This is a genomic window from Cupriavidus sp. GW823-FHT07B10, from assembly GCF_058794355.1.
Genome location: NZ_JBXAGS010000001.1, coordinates 496,361 through 512,893, shown reverse-complemented (window position 1 = coordinate 512,893; position 16,533 = coordinate 496,361). Strand labels below are relative to the sequence as shown.

The following is a 16,533-nucleotide window of genomic DNA, read 5'->3' as shown; positions in this document are numbered from 1 at the left end:
CCGTCATTCATAGTGATCGAACTGGGTCGTCGGCACCGGCTTGGCCGACACGGGCTCATAGCCGGGCACGTTCAGGCGCAGGATGTTCAACGGGTTGGAACCGATCTTGGAAAGGCCACGGAACTCCACCTGCAGGAAGACCCGCCCGGTGTAGCCTTGCGTGGTGTTGCGGAAGCGCTGGTAGACCACGCGGCCGACCCAGCAGTCGGCGGCGTACTCGACGCCGGCCAGCGCATCGACCATCTGGCTTGCGGCCAGGTCGAAGGCAAAGCGTGCGATGCCGTAGGCACGGCGCGTGATCGGCCACTGGCTTGACACCTCGAACTGGTCGATCGCGGTGTTGTCGGTCACCGAGGTCGGTCGGCGGTAGCGGTAGCCTGCGTTAATCACCTTGCGCGACTCGGGCCGGTAAGAGACCGCCACGTTGCCGTAGTTGATCCGGTCGCTGTCCGGGTTGTACTGCACCCCCGCGTCCAGGTAATAGCCGCGGAACATCTGGATGGTGGTGGCCGCCAGCAGATCCGAGAAACCCGCCTTGGGATCCGCCAGCGTGCCGTTGATCTGCACGCGCTGGCCGGTGAAGTCGTAGCGCTGCGCGATGGTGCCGCGGAAGCGCTCGATTCCGGTGTCGGCTTCGATCAGGCGCGTGGTCAGGCCGCCGGTCAGCTTGTTGTTGTCGGCGACGCGGTCGTAGCCGGTGAACGGGTTCTCGCTGAAGATCTGCCCGTAGCCGAAGTCGGACTGCACCGTGTCGAACAGCGGGAACTGGCTCTGGTCGCGGAACGGGGTGTACACGTAGAACAGGCGCGGCTCCAGCGTCTGCACATAGTTCACGCCGAAGAGGCGGCTGACCGTCGGTGCCTCGCGCTCGAATGTCATGCCCGAGTCCAGGCTCATGGTCGGCAGCACGCGCGAGAAATTATTCTGCACCGTAGGCGTGTTGGAGGCCGCCTCCATCTGGTACTGGGTCGCGTTGAAGGTGACCTTCGGCGTCACGTACCAGCCCGCCCGTACGATCGGGTAGCTGATGCTCGGCTGGATAAACATGCGCTCGCCCTGCGGCTGCTGGAAGCCGGTGGACGTCAGCGGAATGCGGAAGCGCGTGTAGTCCGCTTCCACCTGCACGTCGAAGCCGCCCAGGTCATAGCGGATGTACTTGCCGTTGAGCTGCGGCACGCGCTCGTACGACGGCTCGCTTGGGCGCAGCGTCTGGAACTTCTGCACCCGGGCCAGGAACGTGAAATCCTGCCAGTTATAAGTAACGCCGCCTTCCTGCGTGTACTGGCGCAGCGTCGATTGCGACACGCTGCGGTTGAAATCGTCCGGGTACTGGTCGTCCGATACCCGGTTCACATTCAGGTAGGCATTGAGACCCTTGGCCAGGTTCTGGTTATGCTGGATCGAGTAGGCCCAGCGGTTCGAATTGGTCTTCTTGTCGTCCGGCAGGAACTCGGCGCGCAGGCGCCCGTTGTAGCCCTGGCCCAGATAACGGTATTCGCCGCCGAGCTGCAGGCCGCGCTCCGTCATCAGCCGCGGATAGATGGTCAGGTCGCGGTTCGGCGCGATATTGACGTAGTATGGCGTGGTCAGGTCGAAGCCCGAACGCGAGCCGTAGCCCATCAGCGGCGGCAGGAAACCGCTGCGGCGGTCGTCGTTCAGCGGAAAGCTGAACGCCGGCGCCGCAGCAATCGGCACGCCGAAGAAATTCAGCACGCCGCCGTAGGCCACGCCCACCTGGCGGTCGTTGTCCAGGTCGATCCGGTTCGCGCTGAAATACCAGTCGGCGTTGTCCGGCGAACAGGTGGTGTATGACGCGTGCCTGGCGGTGCTGCGGTCCTTGTCCAGGAAGTCGATGCGCTCGGCCTTGCCCGAGCCGCCGGTCTGCTGGAAATAATAGTCCGGCGACAGCATATAGCCTTCGTTGGCCTCGACCTTCATCCGCGCCTCGGGACCGACCGCCAGCGTGCCGCTGCGCGACATGCGCACATTGCCCTGAGCAAAGGCTTCGTCGGTGTCCTGGTCGTAGGTCAGCTTGTCGCCCTTGATCGCACCGCCGTCACGGCGCAGCTCGGCATGGCCTTCCAGCTCGACGCCGCGCTCGCTGTAGCCGGTCATGCGGTCGGCCTCGATAAAGGTCGGGGCGTCGGAGCCGGCGTCAGACTGTTTGCCGGGTTCGGCAAGCCGCGGCACCAGTTCGCCGGATTCCACCGGAAGCGGCGGCGCTTTCGGCGCGGCTTCGAACACCGGCTCGACCTGGTCGAGATCGGGGATCGCCGAACCGGACATCTGCGCGTGTGCGCCGGCCGACAGGCTGGCCATGGCCAGCACCAGCGGCCGCAGTGCGCCCGCGTGCAGGCCGCCGGCGCGCCTGGCTCGGGCAGGAACGCTGGTTGGGGCAGGCGAAGGCAAGGCCCTGTTGTTCGGTGATCGTCGTTGTTCGGTCATTCGCACGGGTTGTCAGTCTCGGCGTCGGCTGCGGCCCGCCTGCAAGCCGCCAGCCCCCGCCGGAGCAGGCTGCGGGGCACCGAATGGCCCCACCCGGGGGCCGCCCGGCGCCCGGGTCTGGTCGGGTATTATACGGGGCAACCTAGGGTCGCCTTCCCGCTTACTTTCGGTTTCATTTACGTTTCCACTCTGCGCCCGTTCCCCACACGTATCTGTATGGCAGCTCTCCCCCACGACCCGCGCCTGGACCAGCTCAAGGCCTGGGTATCCGGACTTGGCCCGACTTGGTCCGCCGATCCCGATTCCTGCGCCCCCGCCTCGGCCGACGCCAGCTTCCGGCGCTATTTCCGCGTCAGCACCGGCCATCCGGCGCATCCCACCGCCATCGTGATGGACGCCCCGCCGGCGCACGAGGACTGCCGCCCGTTCATCCACGTATGCGGGCTGTTCGGCGCGGCCGGCGTGACCGTGCCGACCGTGCTGGCGCAGGACCTGGAGCAGGGTTTCCTGCTGCTGGCCGACCTTGGCAACCAGACCTACCTGTCGCGGCTCGATGACTCCACCGCCCACGCCATGTACGCCGACGCGGCCGCCGCGCTGGTCCGCATCCAGGCCGCCACCCGCCCCGGCGAACTGCCGGCCTACGACCGCGCGCTGCTGCAGCGCGAGCTCGACCTGTTCCCGCAGTGGTATGTGGCCAGGCACCTGGGCGCCACTCTGACCGAGGCCCAGCAGGCGGACCTGCGCGAAGTGACTGAAGCGCTACTCGCCAATATCCTTGCGCAGCCGCAGGTCTACGTGCACCGCGATTTCCACTCGCGCAACCTGATGGTGCTCGACGGCGGCGCCAACCCGGGCGTGCTCGACTTCCAGGACGCGGTGATCGGCCCGATCACCTACGACGCGGTCTCGCTATGGCGCGACGCCTATATCGAATGGGACGAGGAGCAGCAGCTGGACTGGCTGATCCGCTACTGGGAGCGCGCGCGCAAGGCCGGCCTGCCGGTCAGCGCCGACTTTGGCGAGTTCTATCGCGATTTTGAGTGGATGGGCCTGCAGCGCCACCTCAAGGTGCTGGGCATCTTTGCCCGCCTGTACCACCGCGACGGCAAGGACGGTTACCTCGCCAACCTGCCGCTGGTGATGAAGTACACCCGCCAGGTGGCCGGCCGCTACACCGAACTGCGCAAGCTGATCCGGCTACTGGACGCGCTCGAAGGCGTGGCCAGCCCGGCCGGCTACACGTTCTGACGCCGTGCCCGACAACCAGCCCGTTCTGCGCGACCACCGCGCGCCCGCCATCACCGCCGCCGGCGAATGGCTGGCCGGCGCGCGCGCGCTCGCGCCGATGCTGCTGGGCGTGGTGCCGTTCGGCCTGATCTACGGCGTGCTGGCCGTCGGCGCCGGCATGCCGGCGTGGCTGGCCTGCGCGATGAGCGTGGTCGTGTTCGGCGGCGCCTCGCAGATGATCCTGACCCAGTTGTGGACCGCCGGCACCCCGGCAGTGGTGATCACGCTGACGGTGGCCATGGTCAACCTGCGCCATGCGCTGTATTCCGCCACCATCGCGCCCACGCTCGCGCACCTGCCGCGGCGCTGGAAGGCGCTGATCGCCTACCTGCTGACCGACGAAGCCTTTGCCGCGATGACGCACCGGCTTGGCGACAGCGGCCCGCGCGCCCGCTACCGCCACTGGTACTACTTCGGCGGCGGCTTCGCGCTGTGGGCCAGCTGGCAGCTGTCGACGCTGGCCGGCGTGCTGGTCGGCGCCCAGGTGCCGCGCGACTGGCCGCTCGACTTCTTCCTGCCGCTGACCTTCATCGGCATCATCGTGCCGGGCCTGAAGCACCGCTCGCACGTGGCCGCGGCGCTGGCCGCCAGCGTGCTGGCGGTGGCCTGCTACAGCCTGCCGCACAAGCTCGGGCTGATGGTGGCGGCGCTCGGCGGCATTGCCGTGGGCATGCTGCTGCTGGGCCGCGGCAACCGCCCCGGGCAACGCCCGGCCAGCCGCGGCGCCGATGCCACGCCAGGCGGAACAGCCGGCAAGGAGGCCGCATGAGTGCGATGACCCTGCTGTGGGTCTTCCTTGCCGCGGGCCTGGCAACCTTCCTGATCCGCCTGTCGTTCATCGCCGTGGAAGGCCGCGTGCGGCTGCCGTCGTGGTTCCGCACCGCGCTGCAGTTCGTGCCGGCAGCGATGCTGTCGGCGCTGATCGCCCCTGACCTGCTGATGCAGCATGGCGAGCTTGCCCTCACCCCCGCCAACGCGCGGCTGGTGGCCGGCGTGGTGGCCATCCTGATCGCCGCTCGAACCCGCAGCGTGGGCTGGACCATCGCCGGTGGCATGGCCGCGCTGCTTGCCCTGGAGGCTCTGTTCTGATGAAGGCCATGATCTTCGCCGCCGGCCGCGGCGACCGCATGCGTCCGTTGACCGATACCTGCCCCAAGCCGCTGCTGGCGGTGGGCGGCAAGCCACTGATCGTCTGGAAGATCGAGGCGCTGGCGCGTGCCGGCCTGCGCGACATCGTCATCAACCATGCCTGGCTGGGCGGACAGATCGAAGCCACGCTGGGAGACGGCAGCCGTTTTGGCGTGCGGCTGGCCTATTCTGCCGAGGGCACTGCGCTGGAAACCGCCGGTGGCATCGCACAGGCCCTGCCACTGCTGTCCGCGCACCCGGAGCGCGGCGAGATCTTCCTGGCCGTGTCGGGCGACATTTTCTGCGACTACGACTTCCGCAGGCTGTTGCCTCGCGCGCACGACATGGCCGGCGCGCCCGCCCCGCGCATGCACCTGGTGATGGTGCCCAACCCGGACTTTCACCCGAACGGCGACTTCACCTTGGAACCGAACGGGCTGCTGACGCTCGACGGGACACTGGCCAACGGTGGCGAACGGCTGACATTCGGCAATATCGGCCTGTACGACACGCGCCTCTTCACCGCCATCGAACCTGGCACCAAAATGCCGATGACACCCTACTACTGGGAGGCCATCGAGGCCGGCGCCGCTACCGGCGAACGCTTCGACGGGCGCTGGGAGAACGTGGGCACGCCGGCGCAGCTGGCCGAGCTGGATGCGGCGCTTGCGACAGCAGCGCCTGTGGCGGCGCACGGGCGCTAGGTCGACTGACTGGGCGGGGGCTGGCAAGGCGCCCGGACGATCCCGCGGCCAGCGAGGCGCCAGCGGCGGTAGAATCGCCCTGATCCTCCTCATCCCAGGCCCTACCATGTCCTCACCCGACAACGCCCTCCTCGCCGCCTGCCGCGACCGCCGCGCCCGTGTGCTGCAGCACCTGCGCGCCGGCGGCGGCGGTGTGGCGATCCTGCCCACGGCGCCGGAAGCCATGCGCAACCGCGACAGCGACTACCCGTACCGGCACGACAGCTATTTCTATTACCTGAGCGGCTTTACCGAGCCCGAGGCCGTGCTGGTGCTGGTGGCCGGCGCGCCGGGCGACCCCGCCGATGCCGACCGCAGCATCCTGTTCTGCCGCCCCAAGCATGAAGAGCGCGAGATCTGGGACGGTTTCCGTTTCGGCCCGGATGGCGCGCGCGCCGCGTTCGGCTTCGATGAAGCGCATTCGGTCGAAGAGATCGACGCCGCGCTGCCGCCGCTGCTGGCCAACCGCGCGCAGATTGCCTACCCGCTGGCCGACTCGACCCGCACCGACGTGCAGATGCGGCGCTGGATGGACGCCGTGCGCATGCAGGGCCGCGCCGGGGTGGCCGCGCCGTCGGTTGCGCTCGACATCCGCACCGTGCTCGACGAAATGCGCCTGTTCAAGGATGCCGGCGAGCTGGCCACCATGCGCCGCGCGGCGCAGATCTCCGCCGGGGCCCATGTACGGGCCATGCAGGCCACCCGCGCCGGACTGCGTGAATACCACCTGGAGGCGGAACTGCTCTATGAGTTCCGCCGCCATGGCGCGCAGAGCGTGGCCTATAACTCGATCGTCGCGGCCGGCCCCAACGCCTGCGTGCTGCACTACCGCGCCGGCCCCGCCGAACTGAGGGACGGCGACCTCTGCCTGATCGATGCCGGCTGCGAGTTCGACGGCTACGCCTCGGACATCACCCGCACCTTCCCGGTCTCGGGCCGCTTCTCGCCGGCGCAGCGAGAGCTGTACGACCTGGTGGTGGCCGCGCAGGACGCCGCCATCGCCGAGACCCGCGCCGGCGTGCCCTACAACGTGCCGCATGACGCCGCCGTGCGCGTGCTGGCGCAGGGCATGCTCGATACCGGCCTGCTCGACCGCAACAAGGAAGGCACGCTCGACGACGTGCTCGCCAGCGGCAGCTACCGCCGCTTCTACATGCACCGCACCGGCCACTGGCTTGGCATGGATGTCCATGACGTGGGCGAATACCGCGTGGCCAGCCACGGCGGCGAAGGCGAGCGCCCGTGGCGGCCGCTGCAGCCGGGCATGGTGCTGACCATCGAGCCCGGCATCTATGTGCGCCCGGCCGAGGACGTGCCCGAGCGCTACTGGCATATCGGCATCCGCATCGAGGACGACGCCGTGGTCACCGACGGCGACTGCGAGCTGATCACGCGCGGCGTGCCGGTGCTGGCCGACGAGATCGAGGCGCTGATGCGCGATAACGCCAATGCGGCCGGAGGTCTGCGATGATCGGCTGGCTGCGCAGGATCTTTCCGGGCCAGGCCCGCAGCGGCAGCAATGCTGGCAGCGACCGCCGGCCCGATCCGTCCGAACCCTTCATCATCAACCTGTACGACGACCGCGTGGTGGTGCACCGCCCCGACGGCCAGCGCGAGGAAGTCGCCTGGGACACGCTCGAGCGCGTGGTGGTCCGGGTGTCCGACCGCGCGCCCTGGGCCGGCACGGCCTGGCTGATCCTGATCGGCACGCCCGATTCGGGCCAGGGCTGCGTGGCGCCGCTGAATGCCGCCAACCATGGTGCACTGCTTGAGCAGCTGCGCGCACTGCCGGGTTTCAACCACCAGAAGCTCGAGAACGCGCTGCGCGACGCCGCGGCCGGCAAATCGCGCTCGGATGCGATCTGCTGGAAGCGCGATGCGGCAGCACCAACGGAGGCGGATGCGGGTCATGCAGGAGGCAGCGACGATGCCGGCCGCGCAGCCTGATTTCCAAAGCCTGCGCGATATCGCCATCGTCGGCGGCGGCCCGGTCGGGCTGGCGCTGGCCTGCCAGTTGCTCCGCACTACCAGCTGGCGCCTGACACTGGTCGATGCCGCCACGCCGGCGCGCGCCGCGCGCGATCCGCGCGCGATCGCGCTGTCGCATGGCAGCCGCCAGCTGCTGGAGCAGATCGGCGCCTGGCCGGTGCCCGGCAGCCCGATCGAGCATATCCATGTCTCGCAGCGCGGCCGCTTCGGCCATGTGCGGCTGCACCATGACGACTACGGCGTGCCGGCGCTCGGTTACGTGGTCCGCTACGGCGACTTGTGCGAGGCACTGGAGCGCGCGCTCGCCCATGCCGCGCAGGCGGCGGGCGAAGGCCGGCTGCAGCGTGTGTTCGAGACCCGCATCGACCAGATCGCACAGGATCCTGCGCCGAGCGCCGCGGACGATCCCGATGCCGGCGCCGTGCAACTGGCCGGCACCGGCCACGACGGCCAGGTGGCACACCTGGCCGCGCGCCTGGTGGTGCAGGCCGAGGGCGGGCTGTTCCACCAGCAGGCCGCCCACCAGGGCCGCGGCGCGCGCACGCGCGACTACCGCCAGACCGCGGTGATCGCCCATGTGACCTGCTCGCGCCCGCAGCCGGGCTGGGCCTGGGAGCGCTTTACCGACGAAGGCCCGCTGGCGCTGCTGCCGCACGAGGAGCATGGCGTGCCGGGCTATGCGCTGGTGTGGTGCTGCCCGCCGGACCAGGCCGCGCGGCGCATCGCGCTGCCGGAAGGGGAGTTCGCGGCGGAACTGGACCGGGCCTTTGGCGACCGCATGGGCCATTTCACGCTGGCCGGCAAGCGCCATGCCTTCCCGCTCGGCCTGAATGCGGCCCCGGTGACCGTCAACGGCCGCGTGGCGGCGGTCGGCAATGCCGCGCAAACGCTGCACCCGGTGGCCGGACAGGGACTCAACCTGGGCTTGCGCGACGCCTTCGCGCTGGCCGATTCGCTGCGCAGCGCCTGCACGCCGCAGGCGCTGCAAGCCTTCGCCAGCCGCCACCGGCTCGACCGCGCCGTCACCATCGGCGTGACCGACCTGCTGCCACGTGTGTTCGGCATCGCCTACCCGCTGGCCGCGCACGCGCGGGGCGCGTCGCTGGCCGTGCTGGCCTGCCTGCCGCCGCTGCGGCATGCGCTGGCGCGCCACATGATGTTCGGGATGCGTCGCTGACCCCGCCAGTGGCGCAAGCGCCACGCGCATGGCGGCGTTTGCGCCACGGCCCCTGCCCGGTTGCGCTCCGGATGCTCAAATCTTGGGCAATGGCGATGGTTTGGCGGTAGAATCCTGCCCTCGCACATGTCCCGATCCAAGGCCGGCTGCAGTTTCGGCAGGGGCATGTTTTTCCGTTTCGTCTTCCGTCTCAGAGCAGGCTGTCCCGACCCCTTCCCTGGCGCCATCCACGCCGCGAGGGCGCGCTACGGTCACCGGGACGGCCTCTCAGAACCGCCGCCCAACCGTGCAGATCGGACCTCACCAACTCCGCAACAACCTGTTTGTCGCCCCGATGGCGGGCGTGACGGACCGGCCCTTCCGCCAGCTGTGCAAGCAGCTCGGCGCGGGCTATGCGGTGTCGGAAATGGTGGCGTCCAACGCACAGCTGTGGAAGAGCGAGAAAACCATGCGCCGCGCCAACCACGCCGGCGAGGTCGAACCCATCGCCGTGCAGATCGCCGGCGCCGAGCCGTCGATGATGGCCGAGGCCGCGCGCTACAACGTGGACCGCGGCGCGCAGATCATCGACATCAACATGGGCTGCCCGGCCAAGAAGGTGTGCAACGTCGCCGCCGGCTCGGCCCTGCTGCAGAACGAGCCGCTGGTGGTGCGCATCGTTCAGGCCGTGGTCGGCGCCGTGGGCGACCGGGTGCCGGTCACGCTGAAGATCCGCACCGGCTGGAACCGCGAGAACCGCAATGCGCTGCGCATCGCGCACATGGTCGAGGACGCGGGCATCAGCATGCTGACCATCCACGGCCGCACCCGCGCCGACCTGTACCACGGTGACGCCGAGTACGAGACCATTGCCGCGGTCAAGGCAGCGGTCTCGATCCCGGTGGTCGCCAACGGCGACATCACCACGCCGCAGAAGGCAAAGCAAGTACTGGCGCTGACCGGCGCGGACGCGATCATGATCGGCCGCGCGGCGCAGGGCCGGCCCTGGCTGTTCCGTGAGATCGAGCACTTCCTGAAGACCGGCGAGATGCTGCCGTCGCCGGAAGTGGCCGAGATCCGTGCCATCATGAATGCGCACCTGGAAGACCACTACGCCTTCTATGGCGAATTCACCGGCGTGCGCACCGCGCGCAAGCATATTGCCTGGTACACGCGCGGGCTGCGCGGCGCCAACCTGTTCCGCCACCGCATGAACACACTGGAGAGCACCGCCGAACAACTGGCGGCGGTCAATGCGTTCTTCGACGAGCAGGCGCAGATCTCTGACCGGCTGGTGTACGTGGACGACGCAGCACAAGACCAAGACGAAGCGAACAACAACAAAAACGGGGAGTTGCTTGCCGCATGAGCCGCAACGCTATCGACCAGTGCATCCGGGAAAGCCTGGACACTTATTTTCGCGACCTGGACGGCGAAGAGCCGTCCAATATGTACAACATGGTGCTCGAGGCGGTCGAACGGCCGCTGCTGGAAGCCGTGATGGTGCGCGCCGAGCGCAACCAGTCGCTGGCCGCCGCCTATCTGGGCATCAATCGCAATACGCTGCGCAAGAAGCTGCAGCAGCACGGTTTACTTTGAATTTGAAGCGTCTCCCACAGCCATGATCAAGCAAGCCCTACTCTCCGTTTCCGACAAGACCGGCATCGTCGATTTCGCGCGCGAACTGAACGCGCTCGGCGTCACGCTGCTTTCCACCGGCGGCACCGCCAAGCTGCTGGCCGACAGCGGCCTGCCCGTGACGGAGGTGGCCGACTACACCGGCTTCCCGGAAATGCTCGACGGCCGCGTCAAGACACTGCATCCCAAGGTCCACGGCGGCATCCTGGCGCGCCGCGACCTGCCCGAGCACATGGCCGCGCTGGCCGAGCACGACATCCCGACCATCGACCTGCTGGTGGTGAACCTGTACCCGTTCCAGCAGACCGTGGCCAAGGATGACTGCACCCTGCCCGACGCGATCGAGAACATCGACATCGGCGGCCCGACCATGCTGCGTTCGGCGGCCAAGAACCATCGCGACGTGACCGTGATCGTCGACCCGGCCGACTACGCCGTGGTGCTCGACGAAATGCGCGCCAACGCCAACAGCGTCGGCTACGACACCAATTTCCGCCTGGCCACCAAGGTGTTCGCGCACACCGCCCAGTACGACGGCGCCATCACCAACTACCTGACCAGCCTGGGTGCCGACAAGTCGCACCAGGGCCGCAGCGCCTACCCGCAGACGCTGAACCTCGCCTTCGACAAGGTGCAGGAAATGCGCTACGGCGAGAACCCGCACCAGTCCGCCGCGTTCTACCGCGACCTGAGGGCCGTGGACGGCGCGCTGGCCAACTACGTGCAGCTGCAGGGCAAGGAACTGTCGTACAACAACATCGCCGACGCCGACGCGGCCTGGGAATGCGTCAAGTCGTTCGACGCCGCCAGCGGCGCCGCCTGCGTCATCATCAAGCACGCCAACCCGTGCGGCGTGGCGCTGGGCGCGAATGCGCTGGAAGCGTATGACAAGGCCTTCAAGACCGATTCGACCTCGGCCTTCGGCGGCATCATCGCCTTCAACGTCGAGCTGGACGAAACCGCCGCGCAGGCCGTGGCCAGGCAGTTCGTCGAAGTGCTGATCGCCCCGTCGTTCAGCGCCGGCGCGCGTGCCGTGTTCGCGGCCAAGCAGAATGTGCGCCTGCTGGAGATCCCGTTGGGCCAGGGCATCAACCAGTATGACTTCAAGCGTGTCGGCGGCGGCCTGCTGGTGCAGAGCCCGGACGCCAGGAACGTGCAGCCGTCCGAGCTGCGCGTGGTGACGCGCCGCCACCCGAACCCGAAGGAAATGGACGACCTGATGTTCGCCTGGCGCGTGGCCAAGTTCGTCAAGTCCAATGCCATCGTGTTCTGCGGCGGCGGCATGACGCTGGGCGTGGGCGCGGGCCAGATGAGCCGCGTGGATTCGGCCCGCATCGCCAGCATCAAGGCGCAGAATGCCGGCCTGACGCTGGCCGGCTCGGCAGTGGCCTCGGACGCGTTCTTCCCGTTCCGTGACGGCCTGGACGTGGTGGTCGACGCGGGCGCGACCTGCGTGATCCAGCCGGGCGGCTCGATGCGCGACGACGAAGTGATCGCCGCCGCCGACGAACGCGGCATCGCCATGGTGGTGACCGGCACGCGCCACTTCCGCCACTAAGCACTGGCAGGCTTGCGGCCTTGCCTGGCAAGGCCGCCGGCTCCGAAGCGGTTTCGTTCTCCTGCAAGGGAAAGCGAAACCGCTTTTTGCCTTAGGTGCCGGTGCAAAAAGCAATACACTAGCGACGGCATCCATCCTACCCACCCAATGCGAATCCTAGGCATCGACCCCGGCCTGCGCACCACCGGCTTCGGCGTGATCGAGAAGCACGGCAACAAGCTTGCCTACGTGGCCTCGGGCACGATCAAGAGCGACGGCAATTCAACGTTGCCGGAACGGCTGAAGACGCTCTACGACGGCATCAGCGAAGTGTCGCGCACCTATGCACCCGACTGCGCGGCGATCGAGAAGGTCTTCGTCAACGTCAACCCGCAGTCCACGCTGCTGCTCGGCCAGGCCCGCGGCGCGGCGATCTGCGGGCTGGTGGGCTACGGCTTGCCGGTGTTCGAGTACACCGCGCTGCAGCTCAAGGTGGCGGTGGTCGGCTACGGCCGCGCCAACAAGGCGCAGGTGCAGGAAATGGTGACGCGGCTGCTGATGCTGCCCGGCCAGCCCGGCAGCGATGCGGCCGATGCGCTCGGCGTGGCGATCTGCCATGCCAACGGCAGCGATACCCTGGGCACGCTGTCGGGCCTGGCGCCCGACCTGGTGCGCAAAGGCATGCGCGTGCGGCGCGGGCGGCTGGTCGGCTGAACACGCCAGCGGCTGGCGCTTGCTGTGCCCGCTTCCCCATCTCTTACAATCGGGCCTTGGTCTCACCACAGGAACGCTGCATGCCTAGTCAGTCCCGATTGAGCGCGCCGCGCCGGCGCCCCAGCCTCTTCCCTGTTCTTGCCTTCCGGCGTTGGCTGTTTCCGGCCGCCGCGGCCTGCGCCGCGCTGGTCGCGGGCTGCGCCACCGCGCCGCGCCCTAAGCCCGTGTCCGCGGCTCCGGTGCCGGCACCCGCCGCGAGCGCTGCGCCTGCGGCCGCCGCCACCCAGCCTCCCAAACCGCTGGTGATCGCCCATCGCGGCGCCAGCGCGCTGCGCCCCGAACATACACTTGCCGCCTACGCCAAAGCCATCGAGGACGGCGCCGACGCCATCGAGCCCGACCTGGTCATGACACGCGACGGCGTGCTGGTAGCGCGCCACGAGAACGACATCACCGGCACCACCAACGTGGCCGAACTGCCGCAGTTCGCCGAGCGCAAGCGCACCAAGGTGATCGACGGCGAGCGCCTGAGCGGCTGGTTCACCGAAGACTTCACGCTGGCGGAGCTCAAGACGCTGCGCGCGCGTGAGCGCATCCCGCGCCTGCGCCCGGACAATGCGCGCCTGAACGACCAGTTCGAGGTGCCGACCTTCGACGAGATCGTGCGCCTGGCCGAGCAGGCCGCGCTGCGCACCGGCAAACCCATCGGCATCTACGCGGAGCTGAAGCACCCGAGCTACTTCCGCGGCATCGGGCTGCCGCTCGAGGACAAGCTGGTGGCCGCGCTGCGGGCACAACCCTACCTGCGCAACGCACCCGTGTTTATCCAATGCTTCGAGACCGGCAGCCTGCGCGCGCTGCGGCGCACGCTTGGCAGCGGGCAGCCCAACGTGAAGCTGGTGCAGCTCATCGGCAACCCGCGCAAGGGCCCGGCCGACTGGAAGCTGGCGGGCGACGGCCGCACCTTCGGCGACATGCTGGGCGCAACCGGCCTGCGCGAGGTGGCAGCCTATGCCGACGGCATCGGCCCCGAGAAGAGCAGCGTGGTGCCGCGCGATGCGCAGGGCGCGCTGGCTGCGCCGACGCCGGTGGTGCGCCAGGCGCATGCTGCCGGGCTGTTCGTCCATCCCTACACCTTCCGTCCGGAAAACAGCTTCCTGCCCAAGGCGCTCCAGACCGGCGGCGACGACGCCACGCGCAGCCCGTCCGGCATGGAGCGGGAAGTGCAGGCCTTTATCGCGGCCGGCATCGATGGCTTCTTCACCGACGACCCGGCGCTGGGCCGGCGCGCGGTGGATACGCCGGCGCGCTGACCCCGGCAGGGCGGCCGCTGGGCTACACTTGCGGCCGCCTGGTCCCTGACCCCCACCTTCCATTCCCTCCTCCGCACCATGATCGGACGCATCGCCGGCACCCTTATCGAGAAGAATCCCCCGCACCTGCTGGTCGACTGCCACGGCGTCGGCTACGAGGTGGACGTGCCGATGAGCACCTTCTACAACCTGCCCGCGGTGGGCCAGCCGGTGACACTGCTGACGCAGCTGATCGTGCGCGAGGACGCGCACCTGCTGTACGGCTTCGGCACCGCATCGGAGCGCAACACCTTCCGCGAGCTGATCAAGATCACCGGCATCGGCGCGCGCATGGCGCTGGCGGTGCTGTCGGGCATGTCGGTGCCCGAGCTGGCGCAGGCCATCACGCTGCAGGAAGCCGGCCGCCTCACGCGCATTCCCGGCATCGGCAAGAAGACCGCGGAGCGGCTGCTGCTGGAGCTCAAGGGCAAGCTGGGCGCGGAGCTGGGCCACGTGCCGGGCACGCCGGCGGTGCCGGACAGCGCCGTCGACGTGCTCAATGCGCTGCTGGCGCTGGGCTACTCGGAAAAGGAAGCCGCCGCCGCGATCAAGCAGGTGCCGGCGGGGACCGGCGTGTCGGACGGCATCAAGCTGGCGCTCAAGGCATTGTCCAAGGCTTGAGACCTGCATAGGCGCGTAGAATGGCGGATTGTTGCCGCTGTCCGGGCCCCTGACCACCATGATCGAAACTGACAAGCTTGCCGCCCCCGCCCGCGTAATTGCCGCCACCCCCGCCTCGTCGCAGGAGGAGGCGTTCGAGCGCGCGCTGCGGCCCAAGCTGCTGGACGAGTATGTCGGCCAGGAAAAGGTGCGCGGGCAGCTCGATATCTTCATGCACGCCGCGCGCAACCGGCGCGAGGCGCTGGACCACGTGCTGCTGTTCGGCCCGCCGGGCCTGGGCAAGACCACGCTGGCCCACATCATCGCGCGCGAGATGGGCGTCAACCTGCGCCAGACCTCGGGCCCCGTGCTGGAGCGCCCGGGCGACCTGGCCGCGCTGCTGACCAACCTGGAAGCCAACGACGTGCTGTTCATCGACGAGATCCACCGGCTCTCGCCGGTCGTCGAGGAGATCCTGTACCCGGCGCTCGAGGACTACCAGATCGACATCATGATCGGCGAGGGCCCGGCGGCGCGCTCGGTCAAGCTCGACCTGCAGCCGTTCACGCTGGTGGGCGCCACCACGCGTGCCGGCATGCTGACCAACCCGCTGCGCGACCGCTTCGGCATCGTGGCGCGGCTGGAGTTCTATACCGCCGATGAGCTGGCCCGCATCGTCACGCGCTCGGCGCAGCTGCTGCATGCCCGTATCGACCCGCAGGGCGCGCTGGAGATCGCCCGGCGCGCGCGCGGCACGCCCCGTATCGCCAACCGGCTGCTGCGCCGGGTGCGCGACTACGCCGAGGTCAAGGGTGACGGGAACATCACTCGCGCCATGGCCGACGCGGCGCTGGCCATGCTGGACGTGGACAGCGTCGGCTTCGACCTGATGGACCGCAAGCTGCTGGAAGCCGTGCTGCACAAGTTCGGCGGCGGCCCCGTGGGCGTGGACAACCTGGCCGCGGCCATCGGCGAGGAGCGCGACACCATCGAGGACGTGCTCGAGCCCTACCTGATCCAGCAAGGCTACCTGCAGCGCACGCCGCGCGGGCGCGTGGCCACGGCTGCCGCCTACCGGCATTTCGGCCTGGCCAACCCGCAAGGCAGCGGCGCCAGCGAACTGTTCGGCGACGCCTGACAGCACGAAGCAGCAACAGCGCCTTGGCAGGGCCCCGGCGCAGCACCAATTAAACGTTTTAATTTCGCGCTCCAAATTTTTTCGAAGTGGATTGCTGGCCCGTGGCCGATTGTCCACAATGGCTTTATCGGCACCGGCCCGGTGCTGCGATGGCCGCGCCCCGCCAGGCACGGCACCTTCACAAATACGTCAAGGAAAGCCAATGATTCGCCATTCGTCCAGCCTGCTCGCCGCAGCCCTCGCCGCCACCGCGTTCGCCGCCGGCAGTGCCAACGCCCAGCGCCCGCCGGCGCCGGTCGGCGTGGCCGAAGAGGCGGTCATCAGCGGCAAGATCGTCGATATCGATCCCGAATCCAAGGCCGTGCTGGTCCAGGGCCCGCGCGGCAACGTGGTCGAACTGGTGGCTGGCGACGAGGCCCGCAACTTTGGCCAGATCCGCAAGGGCGACATCCTCACCGTGGCGCGTGGCGCCGCGCTGGTCGCCGCGCTTGAGCCGGTCGACAGCAAGGCCACCGCACTGGCCGAATCGGTCGACCGCACCACGCGCGCCGCCGAGGGCGGCAAGCCCGGCATCATGCGCGAGATCACCACCACAGTGACCGCACAGATCACCAAGGTCGACCCGGCCAAGCGCCTGATCACCTTCCGCGGTCCGCGCGAGACGCTGCGCACCGTGAAAGTGCAGGATCCGGCCATCGACCTGAACGGCATCAAGCAGGGCCAGATGGCCAAGATCGTCTACCGTGAAGTCGTGGCCATTACGGTCAAGGCACCCGCGGCAGCCGCAGCCAACTGAGCCACTG

Annotated in this window: 16 protein-coding genes; 15 read left to right on the top strand and 1 reads right to left on the bottom strand. The window is 68.7% G+C overall.

Annotation, left to right across the window (positions count from 1 at the left end; genetic code table 11):
- Positions 1-3 precede the first annotated feature (3 nt).
- Complete coding sequence (locus AC1Q6V_RS02530) at positions 4-2,445, bottom strand: LPS-assembly protein LptD (protein ID WP_011614549.1); 2,442 nt, start codon at positions 2,443-2,445, stop codon at positions 4-6.
- Between the two features lie 216 nt (positions 2,446-2,661).
- Here AC1Q6V_RS02530 and AC1Q6V_RS02525 point away from each other — a divergent pair, with 216 nt between their 5' ends.
- The 15 genes from AC1Q6V_RS02525 to AC1Q6V_RS02455 all read left to right on the top strand — a co-directional run bounded on the left by AC1Q6V_RS02525 (position 2,662) and on the right by AC1Q6V_RS02455 (position 16,526).
- Complete coding sequence (locus tag AC1Q6V_RS02525; protein ID WP_058697878.1) at positions 2,662-3,696, top strand: aminoglycoside phosphotransferase family protein; 1,035 nt, start codon at positions 2,662-2,664, stop codon at positions 3,694-3,696.
- Positions 3,697-3,700: 4 nt separating this feature from the next.
- Positions 3,701-4,504: an AzlC family ABC transporter permease gene (locus AC1Q6V_RS02520; protein ID WP_010813880.1), complete on the top strand. Its 804-nt coding sequence runs from the start codon at positions 3,701-3,703 to the stop codon at positions 4,502-4,504.
- Positions 4,501-4,824: an AzlD domain-containing protein gene (locus AC1Q6V_RS02515; protein WP_010813881.1), complete on the top strand. Its 324-nt coding sequence runs from the start codon at positions 4,501-4,503 to the stop codon at positions 4,822-4,824. Before AC1Q6V_RS02520 ends, AC1Q6V_RS02515 begins: the two co-directional genes overlap by 4 nt.
- Positions 4,824-5,567, top strand: a complete 744-nt coding sequence (gene murU / locus AC1Q6V_RS02510; RefSeq protein WP_454749238.1) for an N-acetylmuramate alpha-1-phosphate uridylyltransferase MurU — start codon at positions 4,824-4,826, stop codon at positions 5,565-5,567. Before AC1Q6V_RS02515 ends, murU begins: the two co-directional genes overlap by 1 nt.
- A gap of 106 nt (positions 5,568-5,673) precedes the next feature.
- Positions 5,674-7,077 (top strand): aminopeptidase P N-terminal domain-containing protein, encoded by a 1,404-nt coding sequence (locus AC1Q6V_RS02505; RefSeq protein ID WP_010813883.1) that lies wholly within the window; start codon positions 5,674-5,676, stop codon positions 7,075-7,077.
- Positions 7,074-7,553, top strand: coding sequence for a hypothetical protein (locus tag AC1Q6V_RS02500; protein WP_010813884.1), 480 nt, complete (start codon positions 7,074-7,076; stop codon positions 7,551-7,553). Before AC1Q6V_RS02505 ends, AC1Q6V_RS02500 begins: the two co-directional genes overlap by 4 nt.
- A complete protein-coding gene (locus AC1Q6V_RS02495) occupies positions 7,534-8,772 on the top strand; it encodes a UbiH/UbiF/VisC/COQ6 family ubiquinone biosynthesis hydroxylase (RefSeq protein WP_454749254.1) in 1,239 nt (412 codons plus the stop codon). The genes AC1Q6V_RS02500 and AC1Q6V_RS02495 overlap by 20 nt, the downstream gene beginning before the upstream one ends.
- 286 nt (positions 8,773-9,058) lie before the next feature.
- A complete protein-coding gene (gene dusB, locus AC1Q6V_RS02490) occupies positions 9,059-10,120 on the top strand; it encodes a tRNA dihydrouridine synthase DusB (protein ID WP_454749237.1) in 1,062 nt (353 codons plus the stop codon).
- Positions 10,117-10,350, top strand: a complete 234-nt coding sequence (locus AC1Q6V_RS02485; protein WP_010813887.1) for a Fis family transcriptional regulator — start codon at positions 10,117-10,119, stop codon at positions 10,348-10,350. The genes dusB and AC1Q6V_RS02485 overlap by 4 nt, the downstream gene beginning before the upstream one ends.
- Before the next feature lie 22 nt (positions 10,351-10,372).
- Positions 10,373-11,947 (top strand): bifunctional phosphoribosylaminoimidazolecarboxamide formyltransferase/IMP cyclohydrolase, encoded by a 1,575-nt coding sequence (purH, locus tag AC1Q6V_RS02480; RefSeq protein WP_010813888.1) that lies wholly within the window; start codon positions 10,373-10,375, stop codon positions 11,945-11,947.
- A 147-nt stretch (positions 11,948-12,094) separates the two neighbouring features.
- Positions 12,095-12,640, top strand: coding sequence for a crossover junction endodeoxyribonuclease RuvC (ruvC, locus tag AC1Q6V_RS02475; protein WP_010813889.1), 546 nt, complete (start codon positions 12,095-12,097; stop codon positions 12,638-12,640).
- Between the two features lie 80 nt (positions 12,641-12,720).
- Positions 12,721-13,953, top strand: coding sequence for a glycerophosphodiester phosphodiesterase (locus tag AC1Q6V_RS02470; RefSeq protein WP_454749236.1), 1,233 nt, complete (start codon positions 12,721-12,723; stop codon positions 13,951-13,953).
- A 78-nt stretch (positions 13,954-14,031) separates the two neighbouring features.
- Positions 14,032-14,613, top strand: a complete 582-nt coding sequence (gene ruvA / locus AC1Q6V_RS02465; protein WP_010813891.1) for a Holliday junction branch migration protein RuvA — start codon at positions 14,032-14,034, stop codon at positions 14,611-14,613.
- A gap of 58 nt (positions 14,614-14,671) precedes the next feature.
- Complete coding sequence (ruvB, locus tag AC1Q6V_RS02460) at positions 14,672-15,730, top strand: Holliday junction branch migration DNA helicase RuvB (RefSeq protein ID WP_010813892.1); 1,059 nt, start codon at positions 14,672-14,674, stop codon at positions 15,728-15,730.
- A gap of 202 nt (positions 15,731-15,932) precedes the next feature.
- Positions 15,933-16,526 carry a hypothetical protein gene (locus AC1Q6V_RS02455; RefSeq protein WP_010813893.1) on the top strand — a complete coding sequence of 198 codons (594 nt, stop codon included), beginning with the start codon at positions 15,933-15,935 and terminating at the stop codon, positions 16,524-16,526.
- Positions 16,527-16,533: the final 7 nt, after the last annotated feature.

Excerpts from the sequence above, each read along its gene's own strand:
- AC1Q6V_RS02530 (WP_011614549.1), bottom strand. The coding sequence starts at position 2,445 with ATGACCGAACAACGACGATCACCGAACAACAGGGCCTTGCCTTCGCCT.
- AC1Q6V_RS02525 (WP_058697878.1), top strand. The coding sequence starts at position 2,662 with ATGGCAGCTCTCCCCCACGACCCGCGCCTGGACCAGCTCAAGGCCTGG.
- AC1Q6V_RS02515 (WP_010813881.1), top strand. The coding sequence starts at position 4,501 with ATGAGTGCGATGACCCTGCTGTGGGTCTTCCTTGCCGCGGGCCTGGCA.
- murU (WP_454749238.1), top strand. The coding sequence starts at position 4,824 with ATGAAGGCCATGATCTTCGCCGCCGGCCGCGGCGACCGCATGCGTCCG.
- AC1Q6V_RS02505 (WP_010813883.1), top strand. The coding sequence starts at position 5,674 with ATGTCCTCACCCGACAACGCCCTCCTCGCCGCCTGCCGCGACCGCCGC.
- AC1Q6V_RS02500 (WP_010813884.1), top strand. The coding sequence starts at position 7,074 with ATGATCGGCTGGCTGCGCAGGATCTTTCCGGGCCAGGCCCGCAGCGGC.
- AC1Q6V_RS02495 (WP_454749254.1), top strand. The coding sequence starts at position 7,534 with ATGCCGGCCGCGCAGCCTGATTTCCAAAGCCTGCGCGATATCGCCATC.
- AC1Q6V_RS02485 (WP_010813887.1), top strand. The coding sequence starts at position 10,117 with ATGAGCCGCAACGCTATCGACCAGTGCATCCGGGAAAGCCTGGACACT.
- purH (WP_010813888.1), top strand. The coding sequence starts at position 10,373 with ATGATCAAGCAAGCCCTACTCTCCGTTTCCGACAAGACCGGCATCGTC.
- ruvC (WP_010813889.1), top strand. The coding sequence starts at position 12,095 with ATGCGAATCCTAGGCATCGACCCCGGCCTGCGCACCACCGGCTTCGGC.
- AC1Q6V_RS02470 (WP_454749236.1), top strand. The coding sequence starts at position 12,721 with ATGCCTAGTCAGTCCCGATTGAGCGCGCCGCGCCGGCGCCCCAGCCTC.
- ruvA (WP_010813891.1), top strand. The coding sequence starts at position 14,032 with ATGATCGGACGCATCGCCGGCACCCTTATCGAGAAGAATCCCCCGCAC.
- ruvB (WP_010813892.1), top strand. The coding sequence starts at position 14,672 with ATGATCGAAACTGACAAGCTTGCCGCCCCCGCCCGCGTAATTGCCGCC.
- AC1Q6V_RS02455 (WP_010813893.1), top strand. The coding sequence starts at position 15,933 with ATGATTCGCCATTCGTCCAGCCTGCTCGCCGCAGCCCTCGCCGCCACC.